Below are 24,558 nucleotides of genomic sequence, written 5' to 3'. Positions count from 1 at the left end.
CGGGAGGCCGTCGCTGCCCACGGGGCCGAGGACAGTCGCTTCCGATCGCGCGCCGAAACCGGCGCGCGGTACGCCGGCCGGCTCGCAATCCCCCCCTCTTGCGGGCCGGCCGGTCGTGTCCGCTGCTGCCGGCGCCCTCAACCCGCACGCGATTCGGGTTCAACACCGCAACTGTATACACGCACAAGTAGGCACACTGGAGGAGTTTTAATATATCGCCCCGCGATTCGTGCCATTTCAGCCACATTCCCACGACGGATGCGTGTCTCGGCGCTCCAGATGCGCATCGCTGTTGAGATGATCGGGCCGATTCATTCTAGGAGTGCTGCATCGCGCTGGCGCTTCACTCCTGAGAACGATTGTAAACTATGCTTTCTGGGCGGATCGACGAGGTCGATGGCACGCGCCGTCTCCGCGAGTACTTGAGTTTCGCCCATACGGGACTTGCGACGGCCATTCTGGTCCTGTCTTCGACGGCTGTTCACGCGCAGGCGGAGACCGACGAGGTCGCCCTCTCCGAACTCAGCGTGACCGGCACCGGGCCAGCGGCGGAGCGGGCCGGTGGACCGGTCGTCGGCTACCGGGCCACGCGCTCGGCCACCGCCACCCGGACCGACACGCCCCTGCGCGACACGCCGCAATCGGTGCAGGTGGTGCCGCGCGACGTGCTGGTCGACCAGCAGGACATCCGGTTGAGCGACGCGCTGCAGAACGTCAGCAGCGTGCAGCCCGGGGGCACGATCCAGGGCCGGAGCGACACCTTCATCATCCGCGGCTTCAGGACCCAGACCTACGCCATCGATGGCGTCCTCCTGAATCAGGCCGGCAACTTCTCCTCGGTGACCCGGGATCTCGCCGACGTGGAGCGGATCGAGGTGCTCAAGGGCCCGGCCTCGGTCCTGTACGGGCGCGGCGATCCGGGCGGCCTGATCAACATCGTCACCCGGCAGCCGACGCTGACGCCGTCCGGCGACATCAACCTGCAGGCCGGCAGCTTCGGCTTCCGGCGGGTGCAGGGCTCGGTCTCGAGCGCGATCGAGGGCGTGGAGGGCTTGTCCGGGCGGCTCAGCTTCGCCGCCCAGTCGGATCCGACGTTCCGCAACTTCTACGGCCGGGACAATGCGCGGACCTTCGTGGCCCCGGCCTTCGCGTGGACTCCGACACCGGACACGCGCGTCACGTTCCTCGGCGAGTTCACCCGGGTCGACAACCAGTACGACGAGGGCCTGATCGCGCGGAACGGCCGCGTGCCCCTGGACAATGTCGCGCGCTACTACGGCGAGCCGTTCTCCCGCTACAACGGCAGCGCCAATTTCGGCCTGCTCAAGGTCGAGCACGACCTCAATGCCAACATCACCCTGCGCGAGGTGCTCAACGCGCAGTGGGGCGGCTTCGATTTATTGGCCACCCGAGCCATCGGTCTCACCAACCGCAACACCCAGGTGACCCGGCGGGAGACTGCGGTCTACTCGACCTACGCGGCCGTCGACAGCCAGACCGAGATGGTGGCGAAGTTCGACCTCCTCGGCTTCCGGCACACGGTGCTCACCGGGGTCGAGTACACGAACGGCTACCGGCGCGCTTACCAGACGCAGAGCACGAACTTCCCGTCGGTCAGCTTCCTCAACCCGGTCCCGGGATCCCCGATCGTCGGCCTCCAGTTCCAGTCCGATCTGAAGCAGAAGAACGCGCTGACCGGCCTCTACGTGCAGGACCAGATCGATCTCGGTCTCGGCCTGCAGTTGCTGGTCGGTGTCCGCTACGATACGGGCACCCAGTACTATTTCAGCCGCGTCCCGACCTCGCGCACCATCCCGCCCGAGCAGCAATTGTCCGGCACCTCGCCGCGGGTCGGCCTGATCTACCGGCCGGTGGAGCCGCTGACGCTCTATGCGAGCTACGCGACCTCGTTCAAGCCGCAGACGGACAACGTCTACAACGCCGTCAATCCGCGTCCCGAGACCGGCGAGCTCTACGAGGTCGGAAGCCGGCTCGATCTCAACCCGGACCTGACCCTGTCGACGGCAGCCTTCCGCATCATCCGCAACAACGTCTCGGCCGCCGACCCGGTCAACACGGGCTTCTCGGTGATCACCGGGCAGCAGCGCTCCCAAGGCGTGGAGGCCGACCTCGCCGGACAGGTCTTGCCCGGCTGGAAGGTCATCGGCGGCATCAGCGTCCTCGACGCGCGGATCACGAAGGACACCACCTTCGCGGTGGGCAACCGGCTGGTCGGGGCGCCGGCCTTCAGCGGCAGCATCTGGTCCACCTACCAGTTCCAGGAAGGCTTCCTGCTCGGCTGGAACGTCGGGGCCGGGATCACCTATGTCGGGCGCCGCGCCGGCGACCTGAACAACAGCTACTCGGTGGGCGGCTACGCCCGGCTCGACGCGGCCGTGTTCTACGACTTCAGCGAGCACGCCCGGTTTTCGATCAATGCCCGGAACCTGACCGACCGCCGCTACATCGAGCAGCCGTTCAACCAGTTCAACAACCTCCCCGGCGCGCCGCTCTCCGTGCTGGCGACGATCACCGCCCGGCTCTGAGCCGGGCCGCCGCCTCGCGAAGGCGGCGGCCTCGTCGCGTCAGCGGTGGCTCGCGTCGCCGTCATGCACGCGCGGAGCGCGGCAATCCGGGACAGCGCCCCGCCGGTCGGCCGCGCGCTGCCCTGATCCCTCCTCGCCGCGCGCAGAACGCCGGGCGGCCGAAGGCCATGCCGGCACCGTCTCAGGGGCTCACTGCACGGACGGCCACCGCGGGCGCCTCGGGCTCGGCGGCCCTGCGCCGGGCACCGGCGCGGCGGCGCAGGACGTAGAGGGTCAGGCCGGTGGCCGCGAAACCCGGCATGGCCAGCGCCGCGATGCAGAACAGCAGAGCGACGAGATCGCCGAAGAAGCGGCCGCGGTGCACCTCCAGGATGTTGTCCAGGAGACGCCGGCCCAGCGGCGCATCGGTGGCGCGCTCGGAGGCCAGCAGGGCGCCCGTGAGGGGATCGTAGCGCTCCTCGTTGCGGGCGCTCGGCGCATCGACGCCCTTGGGCAGCCAGCGGATCCGGATCGCCTTCGTGTCGGCCCCCGGCAGGGTCAGGACCGCTGTCCCGGCGGCGTCACCGGTCCGCGCGCGGAAATCCGCCCAGGCGCGGTCGACGGCCGCGCCGCCATCGGCCCCGGCATCGACCGGGCGTCCGGCAGCCTTGCTCCCGGCCGGTCGCGCAGGCTTCCCCGCGTCCGGAGCGCCCGCGAGCAGCCGCGTGGCGCCGTCCTTGAACGACGGGTAGGACCATGTCAGGCCGCTGAGCGCGATGACCAGGTAGACGGGCAGCAGCCACGTCCCGACCACGGCGTGCAGCGACCACCAGCGCGGCCGGCCGGGGCGCGACAGGGCCGGCTTCAGCCAGATCCGCCAGCGATGGATCCTGGGCCAGCGCAGGTAGAGACCCGTCCCGAGGAAAGCCAGCAGCGCCAGGGTGCAGGCGCCCGTGATCGTGCGGCCCCAGCCCTTGGACCCGCCGGGGAGCAGCAGCCAGCGGTGCAGGTCCCGCACCGTGGTGAAGGCCCCCTCCAGCCGCACCGGGCCGAGCAGGGTGCCGTCGTAGGGATCGGCATAGGCGGCGGGCGGCCGCGCGCGGGTCTCGGGATCGCGGGCGAAGCGGACATGGACGCTGGCGCGCGGATCGTCCGACAGGGTCAGCACGTTGGCGATACGCCCCCCCGCCTGCGCGTCGATCCGCGCCGCGAGGGTCGCGGGAGACAGCGCCGTCCGCGCGCCGGGCGTGACCTCCAGCCGGTCGCGGTTGGCGAAGGCGGTCAGCGCCTCCTCGTAGCTCATCAGCGCCCCGGTCAGGCCCATCAGGGCGAGGACGAGGCCGGCGGTGAGGCCAAGCGCCCAGTGCAGGCGGAAGAGCAGGGTCCGGAGGGAGGGAATCGGCAGCGTCATGGCAATGCCGGCTGCCTAGCAGAACGCGGCCACGCTGACGACGCCGCAGGGCGCATGCCCCCCGGCCGCCCTCAGGTGATCGGCGCCGGGTTGAACAGGGTCAGATCATTGAACAGCCCCCACCGGTCGGACCAGGGGCGCTTGCGCCCACTCGCCACGTCGAGGATCAGGTGGAACAGCTCCCAGCCGACCTCCTCGATCGTGGCCGCGCCGGTGGCGATGCGGCCGGCATCCAGGTCGATCAGATCGGACCAGCGCTCGGCGAGTTCCGTCCGGGTCGCGACCTTGATCACCGGGGCCTGGCTGAGCCCGTAGGGCGTGCCGCGCCCGGTGGAGAAGACCTGGACGGTCATCCCCGAGGCGAGCTGCAGCGTGCCGCAGACGAAGTCGCTCGCCGGGGTCGCGGCGAAGATCAGGCCCTTCTCGCGGACGCGCTCCCCCGGCGCCAGGACCCCGGAGATCGCGCTCGTGCCCGATTTGGCGACCGAGCCCAAAGCCTTCTCGACGATGTTGTTGAGGCCGCCCTTCTTGTTGCCCGGCGACGGGTTGGCCCGCCGGTCGGCCTCGCCCTTGGCGAGGTAGGCGTCGTACCACGCCATCTCGCGGATCAGCGCCTCGGCGACCTCCGGCGTCTTGGCGCGCGGGGTCAGGAGGTGGATCGCGTCGCGCACCTCGGTCACCTCCGAGAACATCACGGTGGCGCCGCAGCGCACCAGCAAGTCGGCGGCGAAGCCGAGCGCCGGGTTGGCGGTCACCCCCGAGAAGGCGTCGCTGCCGCCGCATTGCAGGCCGACCACGAGGTCCGAGGCCGGGCAGGTCTCGCGGGTCCGGCGGTTCAGCTCCGCGAGGCGCGCCTCGGCCATCGCCAGGATGCTGTCGATCATGGCCGAGAAGCCGCGATGGCGCTCGTCCTGCAGCCGCACCACCCCGTCGCCGGCGGCGCCGTTGTCGGGCAGGAGGCGCTCCGAGACGAGCTTCTCGCAGCCGAGGCCGACGACCATGACCGCGCCGCCGAAATTCGGGTTCTGCGCGAGGCTCTGGAGCGTCCGGATCGGCACCACCGCCTCGGGGGCGTTGATGGCGACGCCGCAGCCATAGGCGTGGGTCAGGCCGACCACGTCGTCGACGTTGGGGTAGCGCGGCAGCAGCTCCTGCTTGATCCGCCGGATCGCCACGTCGAGGGTGCCGGCGACGCATTGCACGCTGATCGAGATCGCCAGGATGTTCTTGGTGCCCACCGACCCGTCCGGGTTGCGGTAGCCCTCGAAGGTGTAGCCTTCCAGCGGGGGCAGGGGGGCCGGCACGCGGGTGGCCATCTCCAGGGCGTCGAGGGCGGGGGCGACCGGCGTCGCGACGCGGGATTCCTCGACCCAGGCGCCCCGCGGGATCGCCTGCGTGGCGAGACCCACCACCTCGCCGTAGCGGCGGACCGCCCCGCCCTCCGGGATGTCGGTGAGGGCGACCTTGTGGCCCTGCGGCACGAACTCGACGAGCTCCAGCCCGTCCGGGAAGACCGTGCCGGCCGGCAGCCCGAAGGCGTTGACCACGATGGCGACGTTGTCGTCGGGGCTCAGGCGGATCGTGCGCGGCACGTCGCCGGCGGCGGGCGGGCGGGTCGGGGCTTCGATCTCGGCCTGCATCGGAGGCTCCTTCCGTGACGCGCCCGTCCGGGCTTCTGGCGTGATCAGGCGGCGTCGCCGACGGCGTGGTTCGCGAGGGACTCGAGCGCCTTCACCATCGCCGAATGGTCCCAGGCCGCGCCGCCCTGCGCCACGCAGGCCGAGAACAGCTGCTGGGCCAAAGCCGTGGCGGGCAGGCTGAGGCCCAGCGTCCGGGCCCCATCAAGGGCGAGGTTGAGGTCCTTCTGGTGCAGGCCGATGCGGAAGCCGGGATCGAAGGTCCGCTCGATCATCCGCGCGCCGTGCAGCTCCAGGATGCGCGAGGTGGCCAGCCCGCCGGTGATCGCCTGCCGCACCTTGGCGGGGTCGGCGCCGGCCTTCGAGGCGAAGAGCAACCCCTCGGCCACCGCCTCGATCGTCAGGGCGACGATGATCTGGTTGGCCACCTTGGCGACCTGGCCTGCGCCGACCGGGCCGACATGGGTGACCGTCTTGCCCATCGCGGCGAACAGGGGCTCGGCGCGCGCGAAGGTCTCGGGATCGCCGCCGACCATGATCGAGAGCGCGGCGTTCTTTGCTCCGACCTCGCCGCCGGAGACCGGCGCGTCGAGATAGGCGCCGCCCCGCTCGGCGATCCGGGCGGCGAAATCCTTGGTGGCCAGCGGCGCGATCGAGCTCATGTCGATCACGGTCTTGCCGGGGGACAGGCCTTCGGCGACGCCGTCGGCGCCGAACAGGACCTGCTCCACGTCCGGGGTATCGGGCAGCATCAGGATGATCGTGTCGGCGCGCTCGGCCACCGCGGCCGCCGTGGCGCAGGCGGTGCCGCCCGCGGCAAGCAGCGCTTCGGGCACGCTGCGCCGGGTCTTGAGGAACAGGCTGTGGCCCGCCGCGATCAGGTGTCCGGCCATGGGCGCGCCCATGATGCCGAGGCCGATGAATCCGATGTTCATGCGTGTCGATCCCGGTTGCGGTGTTCAGGCGCGGAAGCGGGCGGCCAGCGCCTCGGAGCCGCGGGCGAGCAGCCCCATGTCGGAGCCCACCGCGGTGAAGCGGGTGCCGGCGGCGATGTAGCGGCGGGCCAGCTCCTCGCTCGGTGTGAGGATGCCGGCATGCTTGCCGGCCCGGACGATCCGCGCGACCGCCGCCTCGATGGTGGCGACCACCTCCGGGTGGCCCTGCTGGCCGACATGGCCGAGGCTGGTGGAGAGGTCGCCGGGCCCGATGAACACGCCGTCCACGCCCTCGACGGCGGCGATCGCGTCCAGATTGTCGAGGGCGCGGCGGGACTCGACCTGCACCGCCACGAAGATCTCGGCCTCGCAGCGGGTGTGGTAGTCCTTGATCCGGCCGAACCGGGCGGCGCGGGGCGCCTGCGAGAAGCCGCGGATGCCGCGGGGCGCGTAGCGCGTCGCCGCGACCACCCGGGCGGCCTGCTCGGCATCGTCGATGTTGGGGATCATCAGCGACTGCGCGCCGGCATCGAGGATGCGCTTGATGGTGATCGGGTCGTCGCTCGGCACCCGCACCATCGGGTGCGTGTCGCCCTCCATCATGGCCTGGAGCTGGGCGTAGATGTCCCGGAGGTCGTTGGCCGAGTGCTCCATGTCGAGGAGCAGCCAGTCGAACCCGGCCCCGGCGACCACCTCGGTGGAGATCGGGCTCGCAAGGCTGCACCACAGGCCGATCTGCTGGCGCCCCTCGGCGAGGGCCGCCTTGAAGCGGTTGGTGAGGCTGTCCATCACGATCCTCCCTGGGCGCGCACGCGTCGCGGCGTCTGCGCGCCGTCCGCCCCATCACGCGCAGCCTTCCGGTGCGAGGTCAAAGCCAAACACTGGATCGATCGATGCCGAACATGCATCAATCGGAGGCCCCGTCAGGGTGGGGGCATCTCGGCCAGGATCGAGACCAGCCGGGCGATGAGCGGAGCGTCCGCATCGCGCCGCCACGCGAGGAGGAGTTCCACCGGGCGCGGGGCGGGCAGGGCGAGCGGCCGGAACACCACGCCCTCGAAGCGCAGGCGCTCGGCGGCGGCCGGCACCAGGGCGATGCCGAGCGCCGCCCGGACGAGGGCCAGGATCGAGTGGATCTGCGTCAGCTGCTGGACCATCGGGGGCTGGATCTCGGCCTCGGCGAGCAGGCCGAGGACGAGGTCGTGGAAGTAGCGCGCCTCGTTGGGCGCGTAGCCGATGAGCGGCTCGCGCCCGAGATCGGCGGGGGTGAGCCCGTCGCGCAGGGCCAGGGGGTTCCCGGCCGGCAGGGCCACCACGAGGGGCTCGGCCAGCGCCCGGACGGCGATCAGGTCCGGATGCGTCACCGGCGGCCGCACCAGCGCGGCGTCGATCCGGCCGGCGAGGAGTTCCTCGATCTGATCCTTGCTGACCATCTCGCGCAACGCGAGCGTCACGTCCGGCAGCGCCCGCCGCAACGCGGTGACGAGGCGCGGCAGGAAGTCGTAGGCCGAGGCCGCCGTGAAGCCGAACTTGAGGACGCCCGCGCGCCCCGCCGCCACCTGCCGGGTGACGTGGGTCGCGGTCTCGGCCAGCCGCAGGATGCGCTGCGCCTCGGGCAGGAAGCTGCGGCCGGCGGCGGTCAGCCGGACGGTGCGGCTGGTGCGCTCCAGGAGCTGCACGTCGAGGACGCGCTCCAGAACCTGGATCTGCCGCGACAGCGGCGGCTGCGTCATGTTCAGCCGGGCGGCCGCGCGCCCGAAATGCAGCTCCTCCGCCACGGCGGCGAAGCACCGGAGCTGGCTGAAATCGAACATGAAGGCTCCCTCTTCCGGACCGCGGCGCAGTCGGGCGGGAGCATAAGGCCGTCGCGGCGGCTGCGTTGAGAGGGCCGCCCTCATCCAATTAGCTGAGGCGGCGGCCTCCGGCCCCGACCGGCCTACGGGGTCACCTCGTGCCTACGGGGCCACCTCGTGCCCGGCATAGTCGATCCGGCCGTCCGGCCCCTTGGTCCACGCGTAGATGACGTAGTCGGGCCGGGTGAGGTCGCCCTTCCTGTCGTAGGCGATCGGCCCGACCACCGTGTCCACCGGCTTGCCCTGGTGCAGCCAGTCGGCGAGCGCCTTCCCGTCGCTGGAGCCCGTCTCGGCCATGGCCTTGGCCAGGACCTGCACGGCCGCGTAGGCGTAGAGCGTGTAGGCCTCGGGATCGATGCCCCGGGCGTTGAAGGCCGCCACCACGCCCTTGGCGTTCGGGTTCTTGCGGGCGTCCGGCGCGAAGGTCATCAGGGTCCCGGCCGCGCCCGGGCCGGCGATCTGGACGAATTCCTTGTCGGGGATGGCGTCGCCGCTCATCATGCGGGCGGCGAGGCCCTGATCGCGCATCTGCCGGATGATCAGCCCGGCCTCGGTGTGCACGCCGCCGAAATAGACGACGTCGACATTGGCCGACTTCATCTTGGAGACGAGGGCCGCGTAGTCCTTCTCACCCGGGTTGATGCCCTCGTACAGCACCTCCTTGCCGCCCTTGGCCCTGAACGCCTTCAGCGTCTCGTCGGCCAGCCCCTTGCCGTAGGGCGTCTTGTCGTGGACGAAGGCGATCTTCTGGCCCGGGAAGTGCGCGGCCAGATAGCTGCCCGCCACCGCGCCCTGCTGATCGTCGCGGCTGCAGGTGCGGAACGTGTTCCACATCCCGCGCTCGGTGAACTTCACGCTCGTGGAGGCCGGCGTGATCTGGATGATGCCGGCGTCGAGGTAGACGTCGGAGGCCGGGATCGTGACGCCGGAATTGTAGTCGCCGACGACCATCTTCACGCCGTCGCTGGCGAACTTGTTGGCCACCGAGACGCCCTGCTTCGGGTCGGAGGCGTCGTCGCCGACCGTGACCGTCAGCGTCCTCCCCTTCAGCGTGCCCGCCTTGTTGAGGTCTTCGACCGCCTGGCTCACGCCGTTCCGGATCTGGGCGCCGAAGGCCGCGTTCGGCCCGGTCATGGGCGCGGCGACGCCGATCTTCACCGGCGCGCCGCCCTCCTGCCCCTGCGCCGCGGTCATGAACAGCAGCCCGGCCAGGCCGGCCCTCAGTAATTGCGTCATCGTTCCCCCAGATGCGGCCGGTCAGATCGCCGACGAACGCTGAGTTCGGACAGATCAACGTGCATCGCCGCGCGTCGATTCGCAGATCATCCAGACCGATCCTGTCGCTCACCTTGCGCAGGGTCAAGTTTTCCGGGGCGGGCCCGGATGGTCCCGGGCCGGGCCCGCCGCGGGGCCGGCGGACGGGCCCTCACGGAGCCGTGCGGTGGCCGTGCGGGCGGCCGGGTCGGGATGGCGTCAATGATGCATCGGGCCGGCGCATCCGCAGCAAACCGTCGTGACCGATGGCCGCCTTCCGTCCCCGCCGCGCCCCCGTCCCCCGCCGTCCGAGACCGCGTCCGGGACGCGGCTGATGGGGCCGCGCGTGGACGAGGATCGTGCCGAGGATCGTGACGACTCCCGGGACGCGTCGGTGGGCTGGGCCGAGCGCCGCCGGATCGCCGAGCAGGGCCGGGGCGACCGGGCGTGGTCGCTCTGGGGGCCCTATCTCAGCGAGCGGCAATGGGGGACCGTGCGGGAGGATTACAGCCCCTGCGGCAACGCCTGGGCCGCCCTGACGCACGAGGACGCCCGCTCGCGCGCCTATCGCTGGGGCGAGGACGGGCTGGCGGGGATCTGCGACGAGCGCGGCAGCCTCTGCCTGGCCCTGGCCCTCTGGAACGGGCGCGACCGCATCCTCAAGGAGCGGCTGTTCGGCCTGACCAACCAGGAGGGCAACCACGGCGAGGACGTGAAGGAGGTCTACCACTACCTCGACGCGGTCCCGAGCCACGCCTACCTGAAGATGCTCTACCGCTATCCGCAGGCGGCCTTCCCGTACGAGGACCTCGTCGGCGAGAACATGCGGCGCGGGCGGGAGCAGCCCGAATACGAGATCGAGGAGACGGGCCTCTTCGACGGGAACCGGTTCTTCGACGTCACGGTGGAATACGCCAAGGCCGACGCCGACGACATTCACGCGGTGATCACCGCGCTGAACCGGGGGCCCGAGGCCGCCGACCTCCACCTCGTCCCGCAGCTCTGGTTCCGCAACACGTGGTCCTGGCAGGCCGGGCAGGCGCGCCCGCGGATCGCCTGCGCCCCCGACGGGGGCGTGATCTGCACGCATGACCGGCTCGGGCCGTACCGGCTCGCGTTCGACGGGATGCCGGACCTCCTGTTCTGCGAGAACGACACCAACCTGCGGCGGCACGGCGGGCAGCCGGACGCCGCCGGGCCGTTCAAGGACGGGCTCCACGCGGCGATCGTCGGCGGCGATCCCGCTTCGGTGCGCCGGGACACGGGCACCAAGCTCGGCCTCCACTACGCGCTGCGGCTGGCGCCCGGGGAAACCGCCCGGATCCGCCTGCGGCTGTCGGCGGGCACGCGCCCCCGGGTGGTCGACGACGGGTCGCTGGTCCGCCGCCGGGTGGCCGAGGCGGACGCGTTCTACGAGGAATTGCAGGACGGCATCGCGAGCCCGGATTCCCGCGCCATCTTCCGCCAGGCCGCCGCCGGCCTGATCTGGTCGAAGCAGCTCTACAGCTACGACGTGCGGCGCTGGCTGGAGGGCGACCCGCTCCAGCCGCCGCCGCCGCGGGGGCGCGCGGGCGGCCGCAACGGCCAATGGCGCCACTTCGCGGCGGCCGACGTGCTGTCGATGCCCGACACCTGGGAATATCCCTGGTTCGCCGCCTGGGACCTCGCCTTCCACTGCCTGCCGCTCGCCCTGCTGGACCCGGACTTCGCCAAGAAGCAGCTCCTGCTGCTCACCCGCGAATGGTACATGCACCCGAACGGCCAGCTCCCGGCCTACGAGTGGGAGTTCGGCGACGCCAACCCGCCGGTTCATGCCTGGGCCACCTACCGGGTGTTCGAGATCGACCGGGACCGGCGGGGCGGGCGCGGCGACCTCGCCTTCCTGGAAGGCGTGTTCCACAAGCTCCTGATCAACTTCTCCTGGTGGGTGAACCGCAAGGACGCGCAGGGCCGCAACGTGTTCCAGGGGGGCTTCCTGGGGCTCGACAATGTCGGCGTGTTCGACCGCTCGCGCCCGCCCCCGGGCTTCGGGGTGGTGCACCAGGCCGACGGCACCGCCTGGATGGCGATGTACGCGCTCAACATGATGCGCATCGCCCTGGAGCTTGCCCTCCACAACGACGTCTACGAGAGCACCGCGTCCAAGTTTTTCGAGCACTTCCTGCTCATCGCCGAGGCCATGACCGACATGGGCGGCGAAGGCGGCGGCGACGGCTTCGGCCTGTGGGACGAGGCCGACGAATTTTACTACGACGAGGTCGACATCCCCGGCGGCGGGATGCTGCCGCTGCGGGTCCGCTCCATGGTCGGGCTGGTCCCGCTCTTCGCCGTGGAGGTGATCGAGCCCTCCGTGCTCCACCGGCTGCCGGACTTCGCCCGGCGCCTGAACTGGGTTCTGGAGAACCGGCCCCATCTCGCCCAGCTGGTCTCCCGCTGGACCGAGGGCGGCGTGAAGGACCGCAAGCTGCTGTCGCTGCTGCGCGGGCACCGGATGAAGGCCCTGCTGCGCCGCATGCTCGACGAGGCCGAGTTCCTCTCGCCCTACGGCATACGCTCGCTGTCGAAGGTCCACCGCGACGCGCCCTACGTGCTCAACGAGCTGGGCGCCTCCTTCACGGTCCGGTACGACCCGGCCGATTCCACCTCGAACATGTTCGGCGGCAATTCGAACTGGCGCGGGCCTGTCTGGATGCCGATGAACTTCCTGATCGTCGAGGCGCTACGGCGCTTCCATACCTATTACGGCGACGACTTCCGGGTGGAGTATCCGACAGGCTCGGGCGCGATGCTGACGCTCAGCGCCATCGCGGACGCCCTCGAGGACCGGCTGATCGCCCTGTTCGCCAGGGACGAGACCGGCCGGCGGCCCGCCCTCGGGCCCCGCGAACCGATCGCCCCGGCGCCCGGCGCCGAGGAGCCGCTGCTGTTTCACGAATTCTTCGATGGCGACACCGGCAGGGGGCTCGGCGCCGCGCATCAGACCGGCTGGACGGCGCTGATCATCAACCTGCTGCACGACCGGGCCCGCGCCCGATAGGCGTGCCCGGTCGAGCGGGGTCCGGCGATCCGGTCAGCAGCTCAGACGGCGGCCCTCGCGACGCCCGAACACCCGGTAATGGGCGGCGCCCGATTCCATCTGGCCGTTGGCCACGGCGCGGCGGACATCCGGATTGCAGCGCAGGTATTCCCGCTCGTCGAAGCCGTAATTGGCGCGTCCCCGATAATCGTCCCGATCGCGGTAGCCGCGGTCGCGGTCGCGGTAATCGTAGTCGCCGCGATCACGGTAACCGCGACCGCCGTAATCGTCGTAATCGGGGCGCGGCTGTGCCGAGACCGGGCCGACGACGCCCAAGATTCCGAGGCTCACCGCGGCCGCTGCCAGAAACGCCTTCATTGTACCAATCTCCCTTTCGGTGCCTTGAAACGCACAGCGCCACGGATGGTTCGATCGTCCCGGACGTAGCGGCGCGCACCGCAGACCTCCGAGGACGGACCGGGACCATGGCCGCTCCGGCACCGGGGAGCCGCTCGCCAGGGCCGCCCGGGGGCCGCGCGTCGGGGCCGGCCCACCGCCGATCCCGGTCACAGGTAGCGCTTCTCCCGATGCGTCATGGGCGCGGTCAGGCCGCGGATGGCGCGGCCGCCCGGAAGTCTCCGGTGCCGCGCCATCTCCGGAATCCTCGGTCGGGGCTCGCCGCGGGCGGGCAGCTCACGGTGACGGGGAACGGGAGCGGACTTCCTGTCGCGGCTTGCCCGCCGCCGCGCACCGCGGCGTGGCGCGATACGGATGGACCCAGCCCTACCGCACCAGCCGCAGGACGATCGCACGCACCTGTGCCCGATCCGCCGGCTGCGGGTCGACCGAGCGGTGGATCGTCAGGCCCTCGATCATCGCGTCGAGGGCCTTGGCGGTCTCCGGTGCGAAGTGGCGCTCCAGGGCGGCGCGGCTCTTGGCCATCCAGTCCTGCATGACCCGGCGCAGCGGCGGGTTCCGGGCCGCGAAGGCGTAGAGTTCATAGCTCAGCAGCATCGTGCGCGGGCTCGCCCAGGCATCGCTCACGATGAGGTCGACCACGGCCTCGCAGGCCTCGTCGAAGGTCGCGGCCGCGGCGAGCCGGTCGGCGAACCGCGCCGAGACCGTGTCGGCGAGCCCGGTGAACGCCTCGGTCAAGAGCGCGTCCAGGCTTTCGAAATGGTAGGTCATGGAGCCGAGCGGGACGTCGGCCGCCGCCGCGACCCGGCGGTGGGTCGTGCCGGCGACGCCGTACTCGGCGACGACGTCGAGGCTCGCCTGGATGATGCGCGCCCGGCGATCCGGGTCGAAACGACGCTGGGCGGCGGGCACGGGAGCCTCCTCGGATCCGGGATCACGGCCGCCGGGCGGTAGCGCACGCGGCCAGGATGTGTACATATGTACGTATCGTTCGGTTGTGAGATGCCGGTGCTGACGTCCTGTGCGGTCTCGCCGTGCGGGAGCGGGCCGAAGAGGCTGGAGGGGAATCCTCGCCATGACGACAGAGACCATGAAGACTCAGAAGCAGAAAATGCTGGCCGGCGAATTGTACTGCGCCGACGACCCGGACCTGGCCGCCGACAACCGGCGCATCTCGGAATGGATGGACCGCTACAACGCCACGCATACGCGGAGCCAGCCCGAGCGGCAGGCGCTCTTGGAAGAGGCGTTCGCCCGCGTCGGCGCGGGCTGCAACATCCGTCCTCCCTTCCACTGCGACTACGGCTACAACATCAGCCTGGGCCGCGGCGTATTCCTGAATTTTGGATGCTGCATCCTCGACGTGGTATCGGTCACCATCGGCGACATGACCCAGATCGGCACGGCCGTGCAGATTCTGACGGCCGATCATCCCCGCGATCCGGCGCAGCGGCGGCAGATGCTGGAATTCGGCCGCCCGGTGGTGATCGGCGCGAATGTGTGGATCGGCGGCGGCGCCATCATCCTACCCGGGGTGACGGTCGGCGACGACGCGATCATCGGGGCGGGAAGCGTGGTGACGCGCGATGTCCCGCCGGGCGCGACCGTCGTCGGGAATCCCGCTCGGCCACGGCCGTGAGGCGAGGAAGCACGGGGGTGCCGCGGGAGGCTGCGATCCGGCCGCTCGGCGGCCGTGCCGATCGGGATCGTGCCGGACATCGCGTCCAGATCGAGCCGCCAGGGACGCCGAGACCCTGGCGCCGGGCGGGGCGGATGTCGGCATCGGTCCGATCGCCCGGCACGGTCCCGCCCAACGCCTGACGCGGTGCGTGGCCGTGCCGGACGATCGCCGCGTGCGGGATCAGTCCGTGTGGATGAGGGCCGCCGGGGCGACCGTTTCGCCGAAGCCGAAATCGGCCAGCCGGTACGAGACCTGTGCGAAGGCGCCGTAACGCGCGGTCCCGAACTCCATCGGGCTGGGCGGCGGCGACGTCAGCCCGCCGCCGGGTACGCCCCCGGCCCAGGCGTCCCCGGAGGATCGTGATGCCGCACGCGGCCTGAGCGGGTCGGGCGCCGTCACGGGGAAGGAGGACGCGCCATGTCCGGCCGGCTTCCCTGTCCAACGGGCAGGTCTCTTGCCTCCGAAGCAAAGCGTGTCGGACCCTCCGGGCGGCTGGCCGGCGCACGTTCGATTCGGCTGCGAGGAGGAAGAACAGGTCATGGCTCGAGAGGGTATGCTCCGCCGGTCGGTTGCAGTGGCGGCGCTGGCAACGCTGGTTCTCGGCCTCCCGGCGCCGGGCCCCGCCTGCGCGGCCGACAAGGAGGTCACCTTCGCCCACCAGGACATGGTGGTGCCGTTCCGGGCGCTGATGGCCTCGGGCGCCCTCGAAAAGGCGACCGGCTACACCGTGCACTGGCGCAAGTTCGGCGGCGGCGGCGACGTGATCCGCGCCATGGCCTCGGGCAGCGTCCAGATCGGCGAGGCGGGATCGAGCCCGATCGCGGCCGCCGCGTCGCAGGGTCTCGATATCCAGCTGTTCTGGATCCTCGACGAGATCGCCGACGCCGAGCAGCTCGTGGCCCGCGCCGGCAGCGGCGTGACGCGCGTGGCCGACCTGCGCGGCAAGACGATCGCCGTGCCGTTCGTGTCGACGGCGCATTACCAGCTGATCGCCGCCCTGGCGGAGGCCGGGCTCGGCCAAGCGGATGTCAGGATCCTCAACATGCGCCCGCCCGAGATCGCCGCCGCCTGGGAGCGGGGCGACATCGACGCGACCTTCATCTGGGATCCGGTGCTCGCCCGGGTGAAGCCATCCGGCACGGTGGTGGTCTCGGCCGGCGACCTCGCCCGCCGGGGCAAGGCGACCTTCGACGGCCTCGTGGTCGACCGCGCCTGGGCGGCCGCGAACCGGGATTTCCTGGTGACGCTCGTCAAGCTGATCGCCGCCCAGGACGCGGCTTATGCCGCCAAGCCCTGGAATGCCGACGCGCCCGAGGTGGCGGCGGTGGCCCGGATCACCGGCTCGGCGCCGGCGCAGGTGCCGGCGAGTCTCGCGGCCTACCGGTTCCCGACCCTCGAGGCGCAGGCCTCCCCGGCCTGGCTCGGCGGTGCCGCCGCCAAGGCCCTGACCGAGACCGCCGCGTTCCTGAAGGCGCAGGGGCGCGTCCAGGCGCTGGCGCCGGATTACGGCCGGTTCGTCACGACGGACGTCGTGGACGCGGCCCGGAAAGGGCCTGTCCCCGGACCGGAGGGCCGATGATCGAGATCCGCAACCTGAGCGTCCGCTACGGACAGGGTGCCGGCGCGGTCGCCGCCCTGTCGCGGATCGACCTGACCATCGGCCCCGGGGAGTTCGTGGTGGCGCTCGGCGCCTCGGGCTGCGGCAAGACCACCCTGCTCTCGGCGATCGCGGGCTTCCTCCCGCCCACCGAGGGTCAGATCCTCCTCGACGGGGCCCCGATCCGGGGCCCGGGGGCCGAGCGGGGCGTGGTGTTCCAGCGCCACGCGCTGATGCCCTGGCTGGACGTGGCCGAGAACGTGGCCTTCGGCCCCAAGATGCGGGGCGTGCCCCGGGCGGAGCGGCGGCGGATCGCCCGCGCGATGCTCGACCTCGTGGGCCTGCCCGACTGCGCCGATCGGAAGGTCTACGAGCTCTCGGGCGGCATGCAGCAGCGGGTCGGCCTCGCCCGGGCGCTGGCCGGAGACCCGCGTGTCCTGCTGATGGACGAGCCGCTGGGCGCGCTGGACGCCCTCACCCGCGAGCAGATCCAGGAGCTGATCCTCCGGATCTGGCACCGGACCGGCAAGATGGCCTTCTTCATCACCCACGACGTCGAGGAGGCGGTGTTCCTCGCGACCCGGCTGGTGATCATGAGCCCGAGGCCCGGCCGCATCGTCGAGACGCTGGACCTGCCCTTCTCCCGGGCGGCGGTCGGCGGCCGCGATACGCGGGCCGTGAAGTCGGATCCCGCCTTCATCGCCGTGCGGGAGCGCGTCCTCGAGCGCATCCGCCACGGTGCCGACGCCCGGCCCGAGGCCGTCCGATGAGCGGGCCGCCCCGCACGGCGCGGGACGCGGCCTCGGGCTCCGCGGCGGATCCGCCGGCGCGCCCCGGACCCCGTCGCCGCGGCGGGATCCCGGTGCCGGCGGTCAGCGTCGCAACCGTGCTCGCGGCCCTCGGCCTCTGGGTGGTCGCCACGGGCGCCGGCTGGGTGAAGCCGCTGTTCCTGCCGCCGCCGGAGGCGGTCCTGTCGGCCTTCGGGCAGGCCTGGCGCGGGGCGATCGACGGCGCCCCGCTCGGGATCCACATCCGCGACAGCCTCCTGCGCGTCCTCGGCGCCTTCGGGCTCGCCACCCTGGTCGGGATCCCCGTCGGGCTCGCCATGGGCACGAGCCGGATCGCCCGGGGCATCCTCGACCCGCCGATCGAGTTCTACCGGCCGCTGCCGCCGCTCGCCTACCTGCCGCTGATGATCATCTGGTTCGGGATCGGCGAGCTGTCGAAGGTGCTGCTGATCTTCCTCGCCTGCCTCGCCCCGGTGGCGCTCGCCGCGCGCGCGGGGGTGCGCTCCGCCTCGGTCGACCAGATCAACGCGGCGCGCGCCCTGGGGGCGAGCCCCTGGCAGGTCCTGCGCCACGTGGTCTTCCCGGCAGCCCTGCCGGAGATCCTGATCGGCCTGCGGATCGGCATGGGCGTCGGCTGGACCACCCTGGTGGCCGCCGAGATGGTGGCGGCCCAGGCCGGCCTCGGCCAGCTCGTCCTCAACGCGTCCAACTTCCTGCGCACCGACGTGGTGCTGATGGGCATCCTGGTGATCGGCCTGTTCGCGGGACTGTTCGAGTTCGGGATGCGGTGCCTGGAGCGCGTGCTGGTCCCCTGGAAGGGCAGGGCTTGAGAGGCGACCGACCCGCGCCCACGATCCCGGACGAGACGCCGATGCGGCGGCGGGGAGGGAATGCCGCAGGTCAATATTGCGCCCTCAACATGCGCACTTAATTGTGTCGCTTGCAGATCCCAACGGAATACGGAGTGTGTACGATCGGAGGGGGCGCGCGGCAGCGGCCGTTTTGGCGATGCGCTCGGGGATGCCACGGATGGCCCAAACGGACGAGGATGTGTCCGAGGCGGCTCTGGTCGCGGCTCTCGAAGCCTCGGGCGGCGTCGGCTTCTGGATGTGGGACATTCTCCGGGACGAGGCGCGGGCCGATCCGGTGAGCGCCCTGCTGTTCAACATCAGCCCGGCCCGGTCGCGGGCCGGCGTCAGCCTCGCCGAGCTCCTGGAGGCCGTCCATCCGGACGACCAGCCGCATATCTCGCAGGTCATCCTGGATTGCGTCCGCACGGGCGGCTCCTACACGGCCGAGTACCGCGTCTGCTCCCCGGAAGGCCGGCTGCGGTGGCTGTTCACCCGCGGGCATTTCTACCTCGATCAGGACGGCCGACCGTCCACCGGCCGGGGGGTGATCGTCGAGATCTCGGACAGCAAGTCCGCCGGCACAGCCTTCGCGAAGCGCGATGGGGCCACGATCGACGACGCCCTCAGCCGGACCGCCGACCTGTGTCTCTCGCTGCACGACACGGTCTCGCAGCTCGGCGACACCGCCCTGGTGGCGCTGACCGAGACGCTGCTGATCGAGATCGGCCGGCGCCTCGCGGACCGCCAGCGCACCGAGCGCGGCGACGCCCTGCACTGATTGGGGCCCCGTTCCCGTCGAGGCGGCGGCCAGGGCGACGACCGTGGCGCCGGAGCCGCGTCTCCCCATCGACGCCGCCGGCCGGTTGACCCGCGCCGTCAGTCCGGGGCGTCGCGGGCGCGCCCGGCCCCGGAGGGGCGCGCCGGAGGCGGTCGATCCGGAACCGCGCCGGTCCGGATCCCGAAACGGCGCAGGACAGGCTCGATCGGCGCCTCCTCCTGCGACCTTCCGACCGGAACTTGGCCGCGCGGCGCCTGTGTTTGCTGGTTGAACGAGCCATCAGGCTCACAACTGCTACGAGGCAAACGCAATGACCATGGACGTCCGCGAGATCTACGTCACGGCCCTGAAGAATACCCATGCGGTGGAGATGCAGGCGCTGCAGATCATGGAGCGGCAGGTCGAGCGTCTGGAGCGCTACCCCGAGATGGAACAGGCCCTGCGCCGCCACATCGAGGAGACGCACGGGCAGCGCCAGCGCCTGGAGGAGGCGCTCCAGAGCCTGGGCGACAGCCCCTCGGCCCTCAAGGAGGGCTTCCTGGGCTTCGTCGGGAACATGATGGCGCTCGGTCACACCCCGGCCCAGGACGAGATCCTGAAGAACACCTACGCCAACCACGCCTTCGAGAATTTCGAGATCGCCGCCTACGAGTCGCTGCTCACGATCAGCGACGCCGCCGGACAGCAGGGCCACCGGAGCGCCTTCGAGCAGTCGCTCAAGGAGGAGCAGGCCATGGCGGATGCGGTGCGCAAGCTGATCCGTCCGATCACGGAGCGCTACCTCTCCCTGACGGTGTCCGGCGCCAAGGCCGATCGCTGACGTCGCGCCGTCCCCGCCCGAAGCGGGGCGGGGACGGCCGCGTCCGACGACCCTCACACCAACGCCGACCCGGCCTGATTGCGCGCACATGGACACTGGAAGCGGTCGATCGACGAACGCTCCCCGGCCGGAGGGGAAAGCCTCTGGAGGGGCCCTGGGGAGGGGCTGCGTCCATCTCTGCATCGACATGCAGCGCATGTTCGCCGAGCCCACCGACTGGCAGACCCCGTGGATGAACCGCGTCCTGCCGCAGGTGTGCCGCCTCGCGGCGGCGCATCCGGAGCGGACCATCTTCACCCGCTTCATCCCGGCCGCCCGGCCGGGCGAGGGCCGCGGCACCTGGGCGACCTACTCGCAGCGCTGGGCCGCCATGACCCGGGAGCGCCTCGACGCCGGCATGATCGACCTCGTCCCGGACCTCGCCCGGCTGGTCCCGCCCGCGGAGGTCGTCGACAAGACCGTCTATTCGCCCTGGCTCGAGACCGGCCTCGACGCGCGCCTGCGGGCGCGCGCTGTCGATACGCTGATCGTCACCGGCGCCGAGACGGATGTCTGCGTGCTGGCCGCCGTGCTCGGCGGCGTCGATCTCGGCTACCGGATCGTGCTGGCCACCGACGCCCTGTGCAGCTCCTGCGACGCGGCGCACGACGCCCTCCTGCTGATGTACCGGATGCGTTACGGCCACCAGGTCGAGACCATGACGACCGCCGAGATCCTCGATCTCTGGCACTGACCCGGCCCGCCGCCCTCCGGACAGGGCCGAACATTCGCACCGTAATAGCCAAGCTCAGGCGAGATCTGCGCGAGCCGTCCGCGACCATCCCGGCTCTCGAACACTCGATCCGTGCGCCGCCGCACGCGAAAAACAGTCGCGCCGCGCGAACCAGCGGCCTGCGCGACCGTTATGATCCTGAACACGGTCCCGGAGGAAAGGTTATGGCCAAGCACGAGATCCTCGGCTACTTCGAGCACCGCCGCGACGGGGCCTGGGTCTGCGTCCGCCCCTTCACCCTGACCACCCGGGATGCCAGCGTCGACATCCGCCAGGGGATGCGCTTCGACTACGGCAAGCGTGTCGGGGGCGTCGACCTGGCCGAGTACCTCGAGCGGCTGGGCTCGCAATTCGGGTCCTGAGGGCCTGCCCGAGGGATTGGTGGCATCACCGGCAGCCCCGGCGCCGGTCGAAGACTATCTCGAAGTGCGGCGCCGGGACCTGAGCCCGGCGCCGCGCTTCGTCGTTCAGGCGCCACCCCACTGCATCGTCAAGCCGCCATCGACCACCAGAGTGTGGCCGGTGACGTAGGCCGCGGCATCCGAGGCCAGATACAGGATCGCCTGAGCGATCTCCTCCGGCTGGCCGGCCCGATGCCACGGGATCCGCTCCAGGGACTGGTCCAGAACCTCCGACCGCTCGAACCGGTCCGCGGTCATCGGCGTCTCGATCAGGCCCGGGGCGACATTGTTGACGTTGATCCGGTCCTCGGCGAGTTCCCGCGACAGGGAGCGGCAGAGGGAGCCGAGCCCCGCCTTCGACATCCCGTAGGGCGCGCTCTCAGGGGTGGGCAGGTGCTGGGCCACGGAGGAGACGAACACGATCTTGCCGTTCCCGCCCTGCGCCCGGCGCATCTTGATGAAGGGGCGCGCACAGAAGAGCGGTCCCATGAGGTTCACCCGCAGGATCCGCTCCAGGACTGCGTCGTCCATCTCGGCGACCGGTATCCCGCTCATGGCCTGTCCGGCATTGGCCACGAGGATGTCGAGGGTGCCGAGCTCGCTGCCGATACGGTCGAAGGCCGCCGTGACGGCCGCCGGATCGCCGACATCGAGCTGGAGCACCAGGGCCCGGCGGCCCGCGGCCTCGACCCGCGCGGCGGTCTCGCGGATGCCGTCCGCGTCGCTGTGATAGGTGATCGCAACGTCGGCGCCTGCCCGGGCGAGCAGTTCCGCCGTCGCCTGCCCGATGCCGGAATCGGCCCCGGTGACCAGGGCACGGGTGTCGGTGAAGCTCATCGGGACTCTCTCGCTGGCACCGCCATGGCGGCCGGATGCGGGGGCAATGGGTGTCGCCGGGGCGGGTTCCGGGCGCGCGCACCGGCCGCAGGGGAACCCGATCCGGGTTCGCGTCTTTGACGCCCCACGGCCGCATGGCCTAGTGAGGACGCATGTCCCTGGACGAAACGCCCCACGCGATCGCAGAGGAGTGCGCGCCCGACACGCGGAGCCGCATCCTGGCGACGGCGGGCACGTATTTCCGCGAGATCGGCTATCAGAAGACGACCGTGGCCGACATCGCCCGGACGCTCAAGATGAGTCCGGCCAACGTCTACCGGTTCTTCGAGTCGAAGAAGGCGATCAACGAGGCGGTGCTGGAGCGGCTGATCGGCGAGAGCGAGGCGGTGATCTCGGAGATCGCCGACCGGCCGGGCCTCGACGCCACCGCGCGCCTCGTGGCGGCGATCGAGACCCTGCATCGCGACTGCACCCGCCGCTGCGAGACGTTTCCCCGCCTGCACGAGATGATCGAGGCGGCGATGGTGGAGAGCTGGGACGTCTGCCGTCATCACGTGGCCCGGATCACCGCCGGGTTCGAGCGGATCATCCGCGAGGGGGTGGCCCGGGGCGAATTCGAGGCCGCCGATCCCGTCGAGGCGGCCGCCTGCATCCACGCCGCCATCGCCCGCTACACCCATCCGCTGCTGGTGGGCAGCTCCAGTCTTCAGCCGGTGCCGCCCGTGGCCGCGATGACGGCCTTCCTGCTGCGGAGCCTCGCGCCGCGGAGGCCGCTGTCGTAGCGCGACCGGACGAGATCCGGGATCGTCGCTGGCGGCATCGCAGCCGCCCCGGAGGACCCGCCTCCATGGTCCCGCTCTGACGGTCGGTCCAACGTCGGCATTCCGCCCCCCGCCTCACAGGGGCGAAGCGGCGCGCCGGGACAGTGGCGATCGCCAGCGCGGACACCGCGCCGCCGGATGCGATGGCGGCCGGGGACGACACCTCCGTCATTCCCCGACTGCGCGCAGGCCCCGAAATCCAGAGCCCCGTCCGGTGCCCGGCTCGGCCGCGCGAGACCCCGCGTGGCCCCTTCGCTGCGATCTACTCGGAAGCCGGACCGGCCTCCGGCGCCGGCTCGGAGGCGCTCGGCTGCGGGCCGTCATAGCCCTCGATCACCAGGATCTCGGCCTCGACGCCGCCGCGCTGCTTGGCCTTGGCCGCCTGGTAGAGGTCGGAGTTCCAGCAGGCGAGGGCATCGGCATAGCTCGGGAACTCGATCACCACGTTGCGGGATCGGGCCGGCCCCATCACCGCCTCGTGGGCGCCGCCGCGCACGAGGAAGCGACCGCCGAACTTGGCGAAGGCGGCACCGTTGGCCGCCACGTACGCCTTGTAGGCCTCCGCGTCGCGGACATCGACCCGCGCGATCCAGTAGCCCTTCGTCATGCTGCGTCTCCTGCCTTGCGGAGCGAAGTGGATCCGATCGGCGCGAAGGCAATCCCGGTCCGGTTCAGGCGAGTTCCGCCACGATCGCCTGCGCCACCGCGCGGGGGTCGGCGGCGCCGGTGATCGGGCGCCCGACCACCACATGGTCGATCCCGACCTTTCGGGCATCGCCGGGGGTCATCACCCGCTTCTGGTCGCCGGCCTCGGTGCCCGCCGGGCGGATGCCCGGAGTGACGATCAGCCGGTCCGGGCCGACGATGCGCCGGACCGAGCCCGCCTCGGCAGCCGAGCAGACGAGGCCGTCGATGCCGATCTCGGCGGCCTGGGCGGCGCGCTTGGCGACGAGCTCCGCCACCGGCAGGCCGTAGCCGGCCTCCGCGGCGTCGGCATCGTCGTAGGAGGTGAGCACCGTCACGGCGAGGATCTTGAGCCCCGCGCCCCGGCCGCGGACCGCCGCCCGCATGGTCTGCGGGTAGGCGTGGACGGTGAGGAAGGTGGCGCCGGAGCCCGAGGCCGAGCGCACGCCCTCCTCGACGGTGTTGCCGATGTCGTGGAGCTTCAGGTCGAGGAAGACCTTGAGGCCGCGGGCCGCCAGCCGCTCGGCCAGGGCGAGGCCGCCCGCGTAACCCAGCTGGTAGCCGATCTTGTAGAAGGTCGCGGCGTCGCCGATCCGGTCGATCAGCGCCTCGGCCGCCTGCACGCTCGGCAGGTCGAGGGCCACGATCAGGCGGTCGCGGGGGTCGGCAATCTCGGTCATCGGGGCGTCCTTCGGGGTCGCGGCAGCGATTCCGCGGAACGCCCGCGAGGTCAATGCCGGCATCGCCGCCTCACCCCGCCATCACCCGCACCACCTCGGCCCGCAGCACCGGCAGCAATTCCGCCTCGAACCAGGGCTCGCGCTTCAGCCAGCCGTTGTTGCGCCAGGACGGGTGGGGCAGGGGGAGCACCCGGGGGCGCCGGGGCTCGGCGAGGATCTCCCGCCAGCGGCGCACCGTGCCGGTGAGCCCGCCCTCCATCCGTCCGAGATGCCAGCCTTGCGCGTACTGGCCGATCACCAGGATCAGTTCGAGGTCGGGCAGGCCGGAGAACAGCTCCGCCCGCCAGCGCTCGGCGCATTCCCGGCGCGGCGGCCGGTCGCCGCCCTTGGCGTCTAGGCCGGGGAAGCACGATCCCATCGGCACGATGGCGACCCGGGCCGCGTCGTAGAACTGCGCTTCGTCGAGGCCGAGCCAGGACCGCAGCCGCACGCCCGACGGGTCGGTGAACGGCTGGCCCGTGCGGTGGGCGCGCGTGCCGGGCGCCTGGCTGGCGATGCACAGGCGGGCCGTGGCCGAGCCCTGCACGATCGGCCGGGGCTCCTGGGGCAGGGGCGGACCGTAGAGCGGGCTGTCCCGGCAGAGGCGGCAGGCGCGCAGGCGCGCGGCGGTGTCGTCGAAGGCGGGCATGCCCCGGAGATGGCGCATCGGCGCAGAAAAAAGAAACGGCGCGGTGTCGCGCCGCGCCGTCTTCAGTCGGGTCTCTTGCCTTGGGGGGAAGGCCTCTCCTCCCTACGCCGAA

At 71.5% G+C, this 24,558-nt stretch carries 23 protein-coding genes; 11 read left to right on the top strand and 12 right to left on the bottom strand.

Annotated elements, in window-relative coordinates:
• The first annotated feature begins 368 nt into the window (after window positions 1-368).
• The gene (locus ABIC70_RS05740; RefSeq protein ID WP_354439168.1) at window positions 369-2,546 is read left to right on the top strand and encodes a TonB-dependent siderophore receptor; all 2,178 of its coding nucleotides are present in this window, start codon (window positions 369-371) and stop codon (window positions 2,544-2,546) included.
• Window positions 2,547-2,727: 181 nt separating this feature from the next.
• On the opposite strand, the gene ABIC70_RS05735 is transcribed toward ABIC70_RS05740, so the two are convergent.
• The 6 genes from ABIC70_RS05735 to ABIC70_RS05710 form a co-directional block, all read right to left on the bottom strand.
• Entirely contained in the window at window positions 2,728-3,936 is a 1,209-nt protein-coding gene (locus ABIC70_RS05735; RefSeq protein WP_354439166.1) for a PepSY-associated TM helix domain-containing protein, read from the bottom strand.
• A 71-nt stretch (window positions 3,937-4,007) separates the two neighbouring features.
• The gene (garD, locus tag ABIC70_RS05730; protein ID WP_354439164.1) at window positions 4,008-5,576 is read right to left on the bottom strand and encodes a galactarate dehydratase; all 1,569 of its coding nucleotides are present in this window, start codon (window positions 5,574-5,576) and stop codon (window positions 4,008-4,010) included.
• Between the two features lie 44 nt (window positions 5,577-5,620).
• Window positions 5,621-6,508, bottom strand: a complete 888-nt coding sequence (locus ABIC70_RS05725) for a 2-hydroxy-3-oxopropionate reductase (protein ID WP_354439163.1) — start codon at window positions 6,506-6,508, stop codon at window positions 5,621-5,623.
• A gap of 24 nt (window positions 6,509-6,532) precedes the next feature.
• Window positions 6,533-7,297: an HpcH/HpaI aldolase family protein gene (locus tag ABIC70_RS05720; protein ID WP_043357688.1), complete on the bottom strand. Its 765-nt coding sequence runs from the start codon at window positions 7,295-7,297 to the stop codon at window positions 6,533-6,535.
• A 134-nt stretch (window positions 7,298-7,431) separates the two neighbouring features.
• The gene (locus tag ABIC70_RS05715; RefSeq protein ID WP_043379508.1) at window positions 7,432-8,322 is read right to left on the bottom strand and encodes a LysR family transcriptional regulator; all 891 of its coding nucleotides are present in this window, start codon (window positions 8,320-8,322) and stop codon (window positions 7,432-7,434) included.
• A 141-nt stretch (window positions 8,323-8,463) separates the two neighbouring features.
• Window positions 8,464-9,597, bottom strand: a complete 1,134-nt coding sequence (locus ABIC70_RS05710; RefSeq protein WP_179698687.1) for a branched-chain amino acid ABC transporter substrate-binding protein — start codon at window positions 9,595-9,597, stop codon at window positions 8,464-8,466.
• Between the two features lie 352 nt (window positions 9,598-9,949).
• On the opposite strand from ABIC70_RS05710, the gene ABIC70_RS05705 reads away from it, so the two are divergent.
• Window positions 9,950-12,652, top strand: a complete 2,703-nt coding sequence (locus ABIC70_RS05705) for an MGH1-like glycoside hydrolase domain-containing protein (protein ID WP_210274700.1) — start codon at window positions 9,950-9,952, stop codon at window positions 12,650-12,652.
• Window positions 12,653-12,685: 33 nt separating this feature from the next.
• On the opposite strand, the gene ABIC70_RS05700 is transcribed toward ABIC70_RS05705, so the two are convergent.
• Window positions 12,686-13,009, bottom strand: coding sequence for a hypothetical protein (locus ABIC70_RS05700; RefSeq protein WP_043356119.1), 324 nt, complete (start codon window positions 13,007-13,009; stop codon window positions 12,686-12,688).
• A gap of 405 nt (window positions 13,010-13,414) precedes the next feature.
• Entirely contained in the window at window positions 13,415-13,960 is a 546-nt protein-coding gene (locus ABIC70_RS05695) for a TetR/AcrR family transcriptional regulator (RefSeq protein ID WP_043379780.1), read from the bottom strand.
• Window positions 13,961-14,123: 163 nt separating this feature from the next.
• Here ABIC70_RS05695 and ABIC70_RS05690 point away from each other — a divergent pair, with 163 nt between their 5' ends.
• The 8 genes from ABIC70_RS05690 (at window position 14,124) to ABIC70_RS05655 (ending at window position 20,697) form a co-directional block, all read left to right on the top strand.
• A complete protein-coding gene (locus ABIC70_RS05690) occupies window positions 14,124-14,687 on the top strand; it encodes a sugar O-acetyltransferase (protein WP_043379513.1) in 564 nt (187 codons plus the stop codon).
• A 595-nt stretch (window positions 14,688-15,282) separates the two neighbouring features.
• Entirely contained in the window at window positions 15,283-16,308 is a 1,026-nt protein-coding gene (gene tauA, locus ABIC70_RS05685) for a taurine ABC transporter substrate-binding protein (RefSeq protein WP_164706433.1), read from the top strand.
• A complete protein-coding gene (locus ABIC70_RS05680; protein ID WP_043349619.1) occupies window positions 16,305-17,096 on the top strand; it encodes a taurine ABC transporter ATP-binding protein in 792 nt (263 codons plus the stop codon). The genes tauA and ABIC70_RS05680 overlap by 4 nt, the downstream gene beginning before the upstream one ends.
• The gene (locus ABIC70_RS05675; protein WP_075380099.1) at window positions 17,093-17,944 is read left to right on the top strand and encodes an ABC transporter permease subunit; all 852 of its coding nucleotides are present in this window, start codon (window positions 17,093-17,095) and stop codon (window positions 17,942-17,944) included. Before ABIC70_RS05680 ends, ABIC70_RS05675 begins: the two co-directional genes overlap by 4 nt.
• A gap of 199 nt (window positions 17,945-18,143) precedes the next feature.
• Entirely contained in the window at window positions 18,144-18,743 is a 600-nt protein-coding gene (locus tag ABIC70_RS05670) for a PAS domain-containing protein (RefSeq protein WP_179698684.1), read from the top strand.
• Window positions 18,744-19,053: 310 nt separating this feature from the next.
• A complete protein-coding gene (locus tag ABIC70_RS05665; protein WP_043756927.1) occupies window positions 19,054-19,563 on the top strand; it encodes a ferritin-like domain-containing protein in 510 nt (169 codons plus the stop codon).
• 88 nt (window positions 19,564-19,651) lie between these two features.
• Window positions 19,652-20,296 carry a cysteine hydrolase family protein gene (locus ABIC70_RS05660; RefSeq protein ID WP_502915948.1) on the top strand — a complete coding sequence of 215 codons (645 nt, stop codon included), beginning with the start codon at window positions 19,652-19,654 and terminating at the stop codon, window positions 20,294-20,296.
• A gap of 203 nt (window positions 20,297-20,499) precedes the next feature.
• Window positions 20,500-20,697 carry a hypothetical protein gene (locus tag ABIC70_RS05655; RefSeq protein WP_012318739.1) on the top strand — a complete coding sequence of 66 codons (198 nt, stop codon included), beginning with the start codon at window positions 20,500-20,502 and terminating at the stop codon, window positions 20,695-20,697.
• A 105-nt stretch (window positions 20,698-20,802) separates the two neighbouring features.
• On the opposite strand, the gene ABIC70_RS05650 is transcribed toward ABIC70_RS05655, so the two are convergent.
• Window positions 20,803-21,573, bottom strand: a complete 771-nt coding sequence (locus ABIC70_RS05650; protein WP_043756918.1) for an SDR family NAD(P)-dependent oxidoreductase — start codon at window positions 21,571-21,573, stop codon at window positions 20,803-20,805.
• Between the two features lie 152 nt (window positions 21,574-21,725).
• Here ABIC70_RS05650 and ABIC70_RS05645 point away from each other — a divergent pair, with 152 nt between their 5' ends.
• The gene (locus tag ABIC70_RS05645; RefSeq protein WP_043379529.1) at window positions 21,726-22,355 is read left to right on the top strand and encodes a TetR/AcrR family transcriptional regulator; all 630 of its coding nucleotides are present in this window, start codon (window positions 21,726-21,728) and stop codon (window positions 22,353-22,355) included.
• Window positions 22,356-22,656: 301 nt separating this feature from the next.
• Here ABIC70_RS05645 and ABIC70_RS05640 read toward each other — a convergent pair whose 3' ends face one another.
• The 3 genes from ABIC70_RS05640 to ABIC70_RS05630 all read right to left on the bottom strand — a co-directional run bounded on the left by ABIC70_RS05640 (window position 22,657) and on the right by ABIC70_RS05630 (window position 24,446).
• Window positions 22,657-23,001 carry a DUF1330 domain-containing protein gene (locus ABIC70_RS05640; protein ID WP_043346068.1) on the bottom strand — a complete coding sequence of 115 codons (345 nt, stop codon included), beginning with the start codon at window positions 22,999-23,001 and terminating at the stop codon, window positions 22,657-22,659.
• Window positions 23,002-23,065: 64 nt separating this feature from the next.
• Entirely contained in the window at window positions 23,066-23,758 is a 693-nt protein-coding gene (pyrF, locus tag ABIC70_RS05635; protein ID WP_043346079.1) for an orotidine-5'-phosphate decarboxylase, read from the bottom strand.
• 70 nt (window positions 23,759-23,828) lie between these two features.
• On the bottom strand, window positions 23,829-24,446 hold the full coding sequence (locus tag ABIC70_RS05630) for a uracil-DNA glycosylase family protein (RefSeq protein ID WP_043756914.1): 618 nt from the start codon (window positions 24,444-24,446) through the stop codon (window positions 23,829-23,831).
• Window positions 24,447-24,558 lie beyond the last annotated feature (112 nt).

This window comes from Methylobacterium sp. 1973, assembly GCF_040545035.1.
In the GTDB taxonomy this organism is placed as follows: Bacteria; Pseudomonadota; Alphaproteobacteria; order Rhizobiales; family Beijerinckiaceae; genus Methylobacterium; species Methylobacterium fujisawaense.
Note: the sequence above shows the minus strand (reverse complement) of the source record. Positions and strands in the feature narration are given on the sequence as shown.